This window comes from Clostridium sp. Marseille-P2415 (assembly GCF_900155545.1).
Classification (GTDB): Bacteria; Bacillota; Clostridia; order Lachnospirales; family Lachnospiraceae; genus Lacrimispora.
In genome coordinates, this window is sequence record NZ_LT732525.1 from 217239 (window position 1) to 229292 (window position 12054).

Annotated in this window: 12 protein-coding genes and 1 tRNA gene; 5 read left to right on the top strand and 8 right to left on the bottom strand. The window is 44.7% G+C overall.

Features of this window, described 5'->3' with window-relative positions; translation table 11 throughout:
* Positions 1 to 13 precede the first annotated feature (13 nt).
* Complete coding sequence (locus tag BQ9856_RS01030; protein WP_077609335.1) at positions 14 to 235, bottom strand: HPr family phosphocarrier protein; 222 nt, start codon at positions 233 to 235, stop codon at positions 14 to 16.
* A 230-nt stretch (positions 236 to 465) separates the two neighbouring features.
* Here BQ9856_RS01030 and BQ9856_RS01035 point away from each other — a divergent pair.
* Positions 466 to 551: transfer RNA gene (locus BQ9856_RS01035), tRNA-Ser, on the top strand.
* 141 nt (positions 552 to 692) lie between these two features.
* Here the strand turns inward: BQ9856_RS01035 and BQ9856_RS01040 are convergent.
* Positions 693 to 1658 carry a helix-turn-helix transcriptional regulator gene (locus BQ9856_RS01040; RefSeq protein ID WP_077609336.1) on the bottom strand — a complete coding sequence of 322 codons (966 nt, stop codon included), beginning with the start codon at positions 1656 to 1658 and terminating at the stop codon, positions 693 to 695.
* 453 nt (positions 1659 to 2111) lie between these two features.
* Here BQ9856_RS01040 and BQ9856_RS01045 point away from each other — a divergent pair, with 453 nt between their 5' ends.
* Genes BQ9856_RS01045 through BQ9856_RS01055 form a run of 3 tightly spaced genes read left to right on the top strand, consistent with a single transcriptional unit; the run spans position 2112 to position 4920 of the window.
* Positions 2112 to 3302 (top strand): glycosyltransferase family 4 protein, encoded by a 1191-nt coding sequence (locus tag BQ9856_RS01045; protein WP_077609337.1) that lies wholly within the window; start codon positions 2112 to 2114, stop codon positions 3300 to 3302.
* Positions 3299 to 3895, top strand: coding sequence for a TVP38/TMEM64 family protein (locus BQ9856_RS01050; RefSeq protein WP_139348625.1), 597 nt, complete (start codon positions 3299 to 3301; stop codon positions 3893 to 3895). Before BQ9856_RS01045 ends, BQ9856_RS01050 begins: the two co-directional genes overlap by 4 nt.
* A 14-nt stretch (positions 3896 to 3909) precedes the next feature.
* The gene (locus BQ9856_RS01055) at positions 3910 to 4920 is read left to right on the top strand and encodes a glycosyltransferase (protein ID WP_077609338.1); all 1011 of its coding nucleotides are present in this window, start codon (positions 3910 to 3912) and stop codon (positions 4918 to 4920) included.
* On the opposite strand, the gene BQ9856_RS01060 is transcribed toward BQ9856_RS01055, so the two are convergent.
* Positions 4906 to 5493: a DUF4143 domain-containing protein gene (locus tag BQ9856_RS01060; protein WP_235839119.1), complete on the bottom strand. Its 588-nt coding sequence runs from the start codon at positions 5491 to 5493 to the stop codon at positions 4906 to 4908. The two genes, BQ9856_RS01055 and BQ9856_RS01060, sit on opposite strands and share 15 nt — an antisense overlap.
* A 358-nt stretch (positions 5494 to 5851) precedes the next feature.
* On the opposite strand from BQ9856_RS01060, the gene BQ9856_RS01065 reads away from it, so the two are divergent.
* On the top strand, positions 5852 to 7180 hold the full coding sequence (locus tag BQ9856_RS01065; protein WP_077609339.1) for an MATE family efflux transporter: 1329 nt from the start codon (positions 5852 to 5854) through the stop codon (positions 7178 to 7180).
* 132 nt (positions 7181 to 7312) lie between these two features.
* Here the strand turns inward: BQ9856_RS01065 and BQ9856_RS01070 are convergent, their stop codons facing one another.
* From BQ9856_RS01070 to BQ9856_RS01090, 5 genes are all read right to left on the bottom strand, one after another.
* Positions 7313 to 8320 (bottom strand): LacI family DNA-binding transcriptional regulator, encoded by a 1008-nt coding sequence (locus BQ9856_RS01070; protein ID WP_077609340.1) that lies wholly within the window; start codon positions 8318 to 8320, stop codon positions 7313 to 7315.
* 118 nt (positions 8321 to 8438) lie between these two features.
* A complete protein-coding gene (locus tag BQ9856_RS01075; RefSeq protein ID WP_077609341.1) occupies positions 8439 to 9743 on the bottom strand; it encodes a TRAP transporter large permease in 1305 nt (434 codons plus the stop codon).
* Positions 9744 to 9755: 12 nt separating this feature from the next.
* Complete coding sequence (locus tag BQ9856_RS01080; protein ID WP_235839089.1) at positions 9756 to 10232, bottom strand: TRAP transporter small permease; 477 nt, start codon at positions 10230 to 10232, stop codon at positions 9756 to 9758.
* The gene (locus BQ9856_RS01085) at positions 10225 to 11259 is read right to left on the bottom strand and encodes a TRAP transporter substrate-binding protein (protein WP_077609343.1); all 1035 of its coding nucleotides are present in this window, start codon (positions 11257 to 11259) and stop codon (positions 10225 to 10227) included. The genes BQ9856_RS01080 and BQ9856_RS01085 overlap by 8 nt, the downstream gene beginning before the upstream one ends.
* A 26-nt stretch (positions 11260 to 11285) precedes the next feature.
* Positions 11286 to 12053, bottom strand: a complete 768-nt coding sequence (locus BQ9856_RS01090) for a 3-ketoacyl-ACP reductase (RefSeq protein ID WP_077609344.1) — start codon at positions 12051 to 12053, stop codon at positions 11286 to 11288.
* Position 12054 lies beyond the last annotated feature (1 nt).

Genomic DNA, 12054 nt, shown 5'->3' on the forward strand with positions numbered 1-12054 from the left:
TTATGCCTGGCATTCAGGCTACATGACCTACTAATTCCTCGGGGGAAGCTGCTGCATTATGGCAGACGATTTCTACCTGCCTTCCAATGCCGATGATCATGACGCCCATCAGTGATTTTCCGTCAATAACCAATTGGTTATATTTGACTTCAATATCAAAGTCGCATTTTTCTGCTCTTGCTACAAATGCAACCAGCTCTTCTACTGTGGAAAATGTATATTTCATATGTCTCATCTTAAGCACCCCCTTTCCCTTGATACTATCATTCTATCTCTTTTTTTAACAAAAAGGAATGAACTTTTCCGAAAAAAATATGCACTTTTTCAGATACATTCCTATTATTTCCATAGTATATGAGCCTATACGAGAAAAATTTAAAAATTTTGTTAAAACTACTACACAAATCTGCATTTATCGTGTATAATCGTATCGTTCGCTTTTTATCAAAAAGCAATATTTAATAAGGAAGCGTATCGAAGTGGTCATAACGAGCCGCACTCGAAATGCGGTAGTCCGCAAGGGCTCGTGGGTTCGAATCCCACCGCTTCCGCTAACAAAAATCCCGCATAAGCCAAAGGTTTATGCGGGATTTTTTATGCCTTTTTGTGGTGCCCGGTTTGGTTGACCGAATATCCATTTACTATTAATTTCTTCATTAGCGCCTGTATATTGAACAGGCAGTCGATTTTATTTACCTCCGCACTGGTCTGATATACTTGAAAAACCGTTCCGGATCGTGATACATGTAAATGATTCTGCCGGGGGAGGTATCAAAGCAGTAACCTGTGCCTGAAAAATCAAAAGTTGACATTGCTTTTTCTATCTTTTCCTCCACACTGCGATTTTCCTGCTCATAATCAAACGGCCCATGTTCAAAGACAATATACTCGGCTTCTGGAACATCGATCATAAGCATTTGTGTCGGTATTTCACCTTCATAATCAATAGAAAGTCGTACACCATAACACTCTGTACGTGGAATACCCCAATCGCAGAGCCTGCCCTCCGGGTCATTGATGTACGCCATAATCTGGCCGCTGCCGCTGTTAACTTCGCTCCCGCCATCGTCATCCAATTTACCCTTGATACTATCAAGCAGGCCGCAGATGGTTTCGCAGTCCTGTCCCGGAATCAGACTTTGCTTTTGCCAAAAATCCCAATACCCATTACTCTCATAGTTTTTAATGTGTAAAAATTTGTGTGGGGGAATGGTTACAAAATAAATTTTAACATCATCTGTAGATTTCAACATACCAATCTCTCCTAATCCGAAAAAGTAGCGGTCGAAAGGGTTTATTTTTGTACGAAGAACGACAGGATCAGGCTTTTTTCGGTATTCACTTGGAGTTACACCATATGTTCCCTTGAAAGCTCTGGTAAAAGCTTCATGTGATGAAAAACCATAATCAAAAGCAATATCCAAAATGCCTTTTTCACTATCCCGCACCTCTTTTAGTGCAAAGGCTAATTTTCTATGCCGCAGGTAATCCCTAAATTGCATACCCGATATTTCTTTGAATTTCCTCGTTGTATAAAATTCGGAATAACCCAGCCTGCGGGAAAGAAAGCGTAGTGTTAAGGCTTCATCATTATAATTTTTAATACATTTATCAATTTCATCAACGATTATTTGAATTTGTTTCTGCCACTCGTACATTCGTCTGTTCACCTCGTTTCGACCACCCTACATTTATTATAAAGAAATAGAGACGTTACTGCTTGATTTTACTTGCTGTTATTTTATTATTATCTTTTAAGTTTTGCATCTTATCGTCTGGCTTACAATATTACATTATATCACATAAGCTTGACATCACTTACGGACAATTTTGAATAGCGCCCTCTGCAAAACAGATGGCCATCTCCCCTCGCCGTCAGCAAGAGCATTTCACACCAAGTTAAAATTTTGAATTTATATTTGAAGAAATGTAAAAAATAATTTTAGAAAACTATAAGAATTGAATATCGTCTTCATTAAGGATATTGATTTAATATATAATCCTCTGATATTTTATCTACAGTTTAAGTTGAGTTTAAACTGCTTGCTTATACTGGCTTTGTTACCGGACGGCAGACGACTTTCCATCTTATCAGAAAGGTATACTCAATTATGAAAATATTAATTACAACAGACTGGTATGAGCCAACCATCAACGGAGTGGTGACTTCCGTGTTAAATTTGCGAAAAGAGCTTGTGCGGCGCGGACACGATGTCCGTGTCCTTACCTTGTCACAGACCATTCATTCTTTTGAAGTGGATGGCGTGACATACATCGGCTCAGTGGATGCCGGAGTTATCTATCCCGGGGCTCGTATAAAGGCAGCTTTATTTAGCAGCTTCGTGCAGGATCTTATCAATTGGCAGCCGGATATTATACACTCCCAGTGTGAATTCTCCACCTTCCTTATTGCCCGGCGGATTTCTAAAAGCTTGAATATTCCTGTTATCCACTCATACCACACCGTTTATGAGGACTATACCCATTATTGCCTGCCAAATAAAAAATGGGGACATCTCCTGGTTGCCTCGTTGTCGCGCTGGGTCATCAGGCAAACGGCAGGTGTGATTGCGCCCACGGAAAAAGTGCAGACACTTTTAAACCGATATGGTATTAACCATAACATCCATGTGGTTCCGACGGGAATTGATATAGCGCAATTCTCGAAAGCCCCCTCCTTCCAAAGATGTCTCGAAATCAAAAAGCAACTCGGCATTCCGTATGAAAACCGGATTTTGCTCTATGTCGGCCGCCTTGCTAAAGAAAAGAACCTTGAGGAACTGCTGCAATATTACGCCAAATGCAATATTCCGGAGATGACCTTTTTAATCGTAGGCGACGGCCCTTATCGTGATATATTGGAACACTTATCATTGGAACTTGGCATTCGGAATTCTGTTCAATTTACCGGTATGATTCCCCCGGAGCTTGTCAAAGATTACTATCATCTCGGTGATCTGTTTATCAGCGCTTCTACCAGTGAGACTCAGGGGCTTACGTACATTGAAGCCCTGGCTTCCGGTCTGCCGGCTCTTTGCCGCAAAGACAAATGTCTGGACGGTGTCATATTAAATGGATGCAATGGCTGGCAATATGAGGATGAAAATGATTTTTTCGAAAAACTGACTTCTTTCTTTGCTGATACCAAAATACAAAAAAATATGAAAATAAATGCCGCCGGATTGGCTCATCAGATATTTTCCTCAGCAACATTTGCCGAAAAAGTCGAGCATATCTATTTTGATGTGCTTAGAGATTTTCCTGAGAGTTGGAAAATCACCCGTCAGAAGGCGTTATCATGAAAATGAGCTTAGTCAAAAAAACCATCGGTATTATTTCTGCCGTCAGCCTGTTTATCTGCATAATTTTTTCAGTTTACGCCATTCATAATAACCTCTTTACCTCCATTGACGCTCTGCAGGAATACCTTGCCGGCTTTGGCGCCCTAAGCGCATTGGTTTTTATCGGCTTCCAAGCAGTTCAGGTCGTCATGCCTATTCTTCCGGGCGGGCTTGGCTGCCTTGCCGGTGTCTTGCTTTTTGGACCTTGGCTTGGCTTTCTCTATAATTATATCGGCATATGTATTGGTTCTCTTGCGGCGTTCGCCATAGCCCGTACCTTCGGAAAGCCCATTATACATGCTCTTTTCAATGAGAAGATAATTACGAAGTATGACGCATGGACAAACAAAGAAAGCCAATTTGCAAAATGGTTTGCCATTGCAATCTTTTTTCCGGTAGCTCCCGATGACTTTTTGTGTTACTTAGCCGGGACCACAAAGTTGAGCTGGAAAGAATTCACGGCCATTATTCTGCTCGGCAAACCGTTCTCAATTGCCCTTTATAGTTTGGGGCTCAATGTAATTTTGCAGTCTATTGTATCTATCGTGCAATAGGAAAGGAGTTATTCATGCTTATCACCTTATATTCCGGCTGCCTTTCGCTGGTACAAAAAAGCGGTGTCGGACGGGCAGTCCTACACCAAAGGGCCATGCTGGAGCGCATCGGCTTTAAGACAACAGATAAATTCACCAAAACCGCTTCGGTTGTGCATATCAATACCGTATTTCCCGATTCTTTTGCTGCGGCATGGCTGGCCCGTAAACGGCATAAGAAAATCATTTATTACGGGCATTCCACCATGGAAGATTTTAGAAATTCATTTAAAGGTTCTAATATTTTCGCACCCTTGTTTAAACGGTGGATTATCCGCTGTTATGAACTCGGGGATGTTATTATAACTCCCACTGTCTACTCAAAAATGCTGCTTAAAAGTTATGGAATCAAAACCCCGATCTATAACCTGTCCAATGGAATTGACACGGACTTTTTTGCTTACAGTCCGACTAAGCGTGCCGCATTTCGGGCAAAATACCATCTCCTTCCTTCTGATAAAGCGGTTATCTCCGTTGGCCACTATATCGAACGCAAGGGCCTTTTAGATTTTATAGAGCTTGCCCGCAGCATGCCAAAGGTGCGCTTCTTTTGGTTTGGATATACAAACCTGAATCTCGTTCCAAAGCATATCCAAACCGCTATTAAAAGCGCACCTGAAAATTTGAGTTTCCCCGGATATATAGAGCGCGATGAACTCCGGGATGCCTATTGCGGCTGTGACTTGTTCACCTTCTTCTCTTATGAAGAGACCGAAGGAATTGTTGTGCTGGAAGCTCTCGCCTGCGGTATCCCTGCTCTTGTCCGGGATATTCCTGTCTATGAAGGATGGCTGGCTGATGGAAAAAACATCTACAAAGCGAAAGAATTCAAGCAATTTGCCGAGAAAGCAGCTGGCATTTTAGATGGTACTTTACCTGACCTTACAGCTTGTGGCCTTCGCGTCGCTCAGGAACGCAATCTGACAGCGGTCGGCAAAAAGCTTATAAAAATATATCAAAATGAGAACATTTTACCTCGCCTTTAAACTATCAGTTGTACAAAGCACTGCCCCTGTCCCACGCTCCAAGGTGGCTTTATCAATAACCCCAAACACCCGGGTAAGCTGGCTCTGCGGGGTGGCCGTTTTCTTGATTTCCATAGGGTACAGCTTGCCGCTGTCCTCCATCAGAATGTCGATCTCCTTGGTATCCTTATCCCGATAGTAATAAATAAAGGCTTCCCGACCGCAGTTCTGATAGCTCTTGACAATCTCCGATACCACAAAATTTTTAAGAATCGTACCGCTCATGGCGCCGTTCATCAGGGTATCTCTGTCGCTCCATTTGGTCAGGTATGCCACCAAGCCACAGTCATAGAAATAGAGCTTGGGCTTGGTTACCATGCGTTTAAGCATATTGTTGGAATAGGGATGAAGATAAAACACAATGCCCAGTCTCTCTAAAATACCAAGCCAGTTTTTGGCGGTGACCTGATCGATACCGGCAGCGTCAGAAATGGTCTTGTAATTAAGCATCTGCCCGCACAGGGCTGCAGCAGCCGTGATAAAATCCATAAACCTGAGCGAATCTATGGCACCGGAAATCTCTTTTCTGCCCACTGACAAGGGCAGGCATACCGCCTCTGAAAATACGCTCAAAGAGTGCGGGAGTATCAACGGAACTGCGCTCCTTTATTCGCTGTGACAGTTGCTCCAGATCCAGTACAAAAGGTGCAGTGGCACCACCGTAGATTTCCGCCTGTGACATCGGAGCCATATGGAGCAGGCAGACACGCCCGGCCAGCCTATTTTGGTTGGTTCAACTATTCGAAGTTGACTTCATGGAAAAATATGTTATAATAATTACTGATCACTCGGAGGGCGAGTCATTCATCAGAAATGACAAGCTGGATAAGATGGCAGGATGGAACACCTGTTATCTTATCCGGCTTTTTTTGTTTTTAGAGAGGAGGAACTAATGGATTTACTAAATGGAAATGTAAAACAAATTTATTTGAAATATTTAACGGCTTCTTTTGGAAGCGCTTTAATCACATCCGTCTATGGATTGGTGGATATGGTAATGGTCGGTCAATACCACGGCCCAACCGGCTCTGCAGCCATGGCGGTGATTGCGCCTGTTTGGAATATTATATATAGCTTTGGTCTTCTTACGGGCATAGGCGGCTCCATTCTTTTTAGTTCAAGCCGGGGGAAAAGCAGTGATTCCGGCAAAGGAAATGAATATTTCTCAGCGGCGGTTATTCTCACAGCGTTGTTTGCTGCAGTACTGTGGTGTTCCCTCATCTTTTTTGAGGATCAGCTATTGCTTTTATTTGGCGCCGATGAGACACTTATTCCTTTAGCGAAAAGGTATCTGTTTCCTGTAAAGTTCTGCGTGCCGGTGTTTCTTTTTACCCAACTGCTATCCGCCTTTTTACGAAATGATTCCAATCCCGGACTCGCAACGAAAGCCGTTATGATCGGAGGTGTTTTCAATATTATCGGAGATTACTTACTTGTATTCACCTTTGATTTAGGAATTATCGGCGCGGGTATCGCTACGGTTGGAGGCGCCAGTCTGTCGCTTGCGGTGATGATAACGCATTTTTTCAGCGCCGGAAATACGCTGAAGTTCGTATGCCCACCCCGTTTGCCTGCAAAGGCAAAACAAATTCTCATGACAGGCTTTTCAACATTCTTCATTGATATCGCCATGGGAATTCTGACCATGCTGTTCAATCGGCAGATCATGAGATATTCCGGGGCGAATGCTCTCGCTGTATATGGAATCATTGTAAACATCAGCACATTCGTACAATGCTGCGCTTACGGCATCGGCCAGGCCGCTCAGCCGATTCTATCCATAAATTTCGGCGCGCAGAAGCTTGATAGAATCCAAAAGCTGATCCGCTACAATTTGATCACTGTGGGAGTTGTAAGCGGCATCTGGACCTCGCTTACCATGGCGGTTCCCAACTCGTTCGTCTATTTATTTATGACTCCGACTGAGGAGGTTCTTCAAATTGCCCCATTGATCATACGCTGCTACTGTCTGTCGTTCCTGCTGCTGCCTTTCAATATATACTCTACATATTATTTTCAATCTGTTATGAAGCCGGGTACCTCATTTGTGATTTCCGTCGCACGGGGCATGGTCATCAGCGGAACTCTCATCCTTATTCTACCAATATTTTTTGGTGGAAATGCTTTGTGGGCCGCCATGCCGGTGACAGAATTGATTGTGGCCGCTTTTGTTATGTATTCCATGAGAAGGATTTTAAAGAGCGAAAAAGCGGTAAAATAATCTGGGTACTGCAAAGCGAAGAGCAGACCGAATCCTGCAAAAAGATCCGGTCTGCTCATTTTTTCTGCTTTTGGCTGCGATAATAACAATATTGAAAAGTATTATATCCTGCATCTTTACGGGTATCTCACCTTATTCCCCCGCAGGCAATGGACAAACCGATTTCCGCTCTATCAGCTCCCCTTTCAAAATCATCCGTACCGCCGCCTTTCCATTTTCAATCTGCCCGGTCAGGCACTCCACACACTGTTGTGCCAGACGGTCAATGGGCGCATTGTAAGTAGTCAGTGACGGCGTCATGTATTGGGTCATGAAAATGTTGTCAAATCCCACTACGGATACATCCTGTGGGATCACAAGTCCGCTTTCAATGATGCCACTGTAAATTCCGATTGCCAATATGTCCAGGCTGGCAAAAAAGGCTGTGGGCCTGTCCTCTCTGGAAAGTACATCCTGGGTACACTTATAAGCTTCCTCTATCGTATTCACATCGTAGATAAAATACTTCTTATAATTTTCAATCCCGTACTCTTCCATGGCCTTCTTGCAGCCATTATACCGCTCCCTGAACCTCTGCCGGCTGAAATCACCAAACATCCCGGCAATCTTTCTGTGCCCCATGTCAAGAAGGTATTTCGTCATCAGGTATCCGCCATATTCATTATCAACAGTAATGCAGCTGATGTCCTCGGTAAAATTCCTGTTCACGAGCACCACCGGCACTTTATTTTCCTTCTGAAAATGCACTAAATGACGGATATCATCCTCCACGCTCATGCACAGAACTCCATCGATCCCCCTGCTCCCCAACATTTCCATATTGCGTTTTTCACATTCAATATCCTCATTGTTGTTATACAGGATTATGGAATATCCTTTTTGTGCGGCATACTTCTCAATGCTTTTCATGATCATCGGATAGAAGAGACTGTTGATATCCGGAACCAGAAGCGCTATGGTGTAAGTCTTTCCTTCCCTAAGGGCCTTGGCCATAATGCTGGGCTTATAATTCAGTTCCTCCACCGCCTTCAGTACCTTTTGACGTGTCTCTTCTTCTACAAATATCCGGTTTGACAAGGTTCTGGATACTGTGCTGGGCGATACCCCGGCTAATTTCGCAACTTCTTTAATTGTACTCATGATTGTCTCCCTTTTTCTCAGCTATACAATACTATATAACAGAAGATGCTTCAAAATCAAGTATATAGGGATCAAAAATTCGTACAAATCATGAGTTCTTCCCGGAATCCATATCCGGTTAATAACCGGCCAGACCTGGCAGCCACATGGAAACTGCCGGAATAAAGGTGACAAGCATAAGAACCACAAAAATTACGGCATAATAGGAGAACAGTGGCTTCATGACGCCTTCCAGTCTGAGCTTAGCCACCTTGACTCCTACAAACAGGATGTTTCCAACCGGAGGTGTGATGGTTCCGATACACAGATTGTAGGTTATCATGATACCAAACTGCAGAGCACTCATTCCAAAGGACTGGCAGATTGGCAGGAAAATAGGCGTGAAAATCAGTACCGCAGGCGTAATATCCATAAAGGTTCCGACAAATAGAAGGAACACGTTGATAATTAAAAGTATCACTACCGGGCTTTTGCTGATTCCCAGCAGGGCGGATGAGATTGCCTCCGGAATTCCTGTAAACGTCATGACCCAGGCCATGATATTGGATGCGCCTACCAGAAAAATGATAATGCCTGTCATTTTTGCACTGTCAATAAGGATGCCTGTCAGCTCCTTTAAGTTAATAGTCCTGTAGATAAACAGGGACAGAATCAGGCTGTAGGCCACTGCAATGGCAGATCCTTCCGTGGCAGTAAACACACCGGCAATGATTCCGCCGATTACGATAACAATCAGCATCAGGCTGGGGATAGCCTGCCAGGTAATCACCATGGCTTCCTTGAAGGTTAGCTTTACAGAGCTCTTATACCCGTGTTTTTTTGCATAGAAGAATGCAACAGCCATACACGCAACGCCCCATAGGATACCTGGGATATAACCGCCCATGAACAGCGCAGCCACCGAGGTGCCGCCGCTGACCAGAGAGTATGTGATCAGTACATTGCTCGGGGGAATGAGCAGCCCCGTAGGCGCCGTGGCAACATTAACTGCTGCGGCAAAATTATCGTCATATCCCTCTTCTTTTTCAATAGGGCCGATAATGGAACCCATGGCGGAAGCTGCCGCCACACCGGAGCCTGATATAGCGCCGAACAGCATATTGGCAACCGCATTGGTATGGGCCAGTGAACCCGGCACCCGCCCTGTAAGGACCTTGGCAAAATTAATCAAACGGAGGGCGATACCGCCTTTATTCATGATATTTCCGGCCAAAATGAAAAATGGGATGGCTAAAAGTGTGAAAATCGAGATACCGGAAAAAATACGCTGGGTTGCTGTCAGTACGGTGGCCCCGAAATTCAGGGTGGGCAGGATAGCCAGAATAGATGAAATGCCCAGAGAAACCGCAATCGGGACACCTGCCAGCAGCATGACGATCAGGACGACTGCTATGATCAGGCCGGAAAATAATGCTATACTCATATGGATTCCTTTCTACTGTGCTTTTAACTGTCCGCACAGATTTGCTATATTGATGATGCTGTAGACCGCTGTCAGTACTCCGCTGACAGGCATGATGCTGTACACATAACCCATAGGTATTCCCAGGGATGCTGTCACCTGGGTCATGGTGAGCTTTGTTATGGATATGCCTCCGTAAATCAGCACCAATACGGTAAATACGAGTATGATGCACTCTGTCGCCACTGCCAGCAGGATTCCCTTTTTCTCTGTGAGCTTATCAGCAAAGTATGCAAGGCGCATATGGTCCCGCTCTCCAAAGACCAGGGTTGCAGCAAACATGGACATCCATGCAAAGCTGTAGGTCAAAAGTTCCTCTGAAAACGAACTGGGATTGTTGAACACATATCTGGTAACCACCTGGTACACAGCAATAACCGTCATAAAGCTGAACATGACTGCACATACGGCACTCAATATTTGATCCATGGTCTTTTTTAACTTACTCATTCCGGCTGCCTCCTTTCCCGTCCAGGGCCGCATTCTGAATGGACTGGATGGAATCATAGATGGGTACTAATCTCGGGTTATTCTTCAGCACTTCCTCATGGAGAGGCAGCACCTTCTGCCTGAACGGCTCCATATCTGTCTCAATGAACTCCACGCCCATTTCCTCCGCCTGTTTTTTCACATCCTCGATCTGGCCGTTCCATGCCTGGACCTCCGCCTGAGTGCTGATTTTAGCCGCCTCGTCAAAGACCGCCCTCTCCTCAGGCGTCAGGCTCTCCAGGAATTTTAAGTTTGCCACCAGCAGATCCGGCACGATCTGATGCTGGTTATACGTATAGTACTTTGCAACCTCCCCGTGTTTCATGGTGGTAAGTGCCATCTCGCTGTTCTCGGCACCGTCAATTACTCCTTGTTGAATGGCTGTATATACCTCGCCGTAGCTCATAGGCACGGCAGCGGCTCCCATCATGTCCATCATTCTCACGTTGGTGGGACTGGACTGTACCCTGATTTTCATTCCCTTTAAATCATCCGGTGTGCGGATCGGTTTTGTTGCATAAATGTTCCTCACTCCGGCTGTATACCACGCTACTGCCCGAAAACCGGATTCATCCGTTGATTCGTAGATGCTGTTCATAAAATCGTCATCCTCTATTACAGCATTGAATCCTTCCAGCCCTTTAAACAGATAGGGGAGACTGAATATCTGGTATATATTGTTAAATGTTTCCAGGTTACTGGTGCTGCTCACCACATATTCAATAGCCCCTGTTTGCACCAGTTCAATGGCCTTTTGGGAAGAACCCAAAAGCTCATTCGGGAAAATCTGTACTTCGTATTTATCCCCCAGATTCTTTTCCACATAATCCTTAAATGCCAGTAATCCAATATTATCGGGATGAGTTATCGGCTGACTGTTGGATATCCTGATGATGCGCTTTCCGTTATCCACAGTTCCACATCCTGTCAGACTTACCATCATGATTAAACTCAGAATAAGTGCTGCCACTGTTTTTGCTGCTCTCATAAGATTTCCTCTCCTTAATGTTATAATCAGAGCTTCTTAATATGAAACCCGCCGTCAATATCAATATAATTGCCTGTACTGTAGATGAATTTCTCACTGCAGAATGCGCTGACCGCATCGGCAATGTCCTGTGGCGTACCCCACCTGGCAATGGGGAATACCCCCTGGTCAATTAAGTCGCTGTACTTCTTGTGAACCACCTTTGTCATATCCGTATCAATTACGCCCGGACGGATCTCATATACCTGTATGGCGTTTGCTGCCAGACGGTCCGCATACAAGGTGGTAAGCATGGCCACGCCTGCCTTTGAAACGCAGTATTCTCCCCTGTTGATGGAGGATACAGTGACGGAGCTGGAACTGATATTTACAATCACGCCGCGGCGGCGGCTCTTAACCTCCTGCTTAAGCATCTGCTTTGCCACCAGCTGGGTCATAAACATGGTACCTTTTGTGTTGGTTCCTACCACATAGTCAAAGCTTTCCTCCGTCATCTCCAGAAGGTCCTGCCTCACCTTAGGAGCAACCCCTGCATTGTTCACCAGTACATCGATATCTCCATACCTTTCCACTGCCTGTCTAAGGAATTCTTCCCTGTCTCCTCTGTCGGTGGTGCTTCCCTGCACATACAGGTAATCTATGCCCAGGCAGCCCAGCTCATCCAGATTTTCCTTATAATCCTCAGGGCTGTTCACATCCAGGATAGCCACGTTATAACCGTCAAGTCCCAGCTGGCGGACAATGCCAAATCCAATCCCCCTGCTTCCTCCTGTTACAATTGCTGTCTTTTTCATT

Coding starts and splice junctions, on each gene's coding strand:
- BQ9856_RS01080 (WP_235839089.1), bottom strand. CDS start 10,232: ATGAGTAAGTTAAAAAAGACCATGGATCAAATATTGAGTGCCGTATGT.
- BQ9856_RS01075 (WP_077609341.1), bottom strand. CDS start 9,743: ATGAGTATAGCATTATTTTCCGGCCTGATCATAGCAGTCGTCCTGATC.
- BQ9856_RS01045 (WP_077609337.1), top strand. CDS start 2,112: ATGAAAATATTAATTACAACAGACTGGTATGAGCCAACCATCAACGGA.
- BQ9856_RS01050 (WP_139348625.1), top strand. CDS start 3,299: ATGAAAATGAGCTTAGTCAAAAAAACCATCGGTATTATTTCTGCCGTC.
- BQ9856_RS01090 (WP_077609344.1), bottom strand. CDS start 12,053: ATGAAAAAGACAGCAATTGTAACAGGAGGAAGCAGGGGGATTGGATTT.
- BQ9856_RS01030 (WP_077609335.1), bottom strand. CDS start 235: ATGAGACATATGAAATATACATTTTCCACAGTAGAAGAGCTGGTTGCA.
- BQ9856_RS01055 (WP_077609338.1), top strand. CDS start 3,910: ATGCTTATCACCTTATATTCCGGCTGCCTTTCGCTGGTACAAAAAAGC.
- BQ9856_RS01065 (WP_077609339.1), top strand. CDS start 5,852: ATGGATTTACTAAATGGAAATGTAAAACAAATTTATTTGAAATATTTA.
- BQ9856_RS01040 (WP_077609336.1), bottom strand. CDS start 1,658: ATGTACGAGTGGCAGAAACAAATTCAAATAATCGTTGATGAAATTGAT.
- BQ9856_RS01070 (WP_077609340.1), bottom strand. CDS start 8,320: ATGAGTACAATTAAAGAAGTTGCGAAATTAGCCGGGGTATCGCCCAGC.
- BQ9856_RS01085 (WP_077609343.1), bottom strand. CDS start 11,259: ATGAGAGCAGCAAAAACAGTGGCAGCACTTATTCTGAGTTTAATCATG.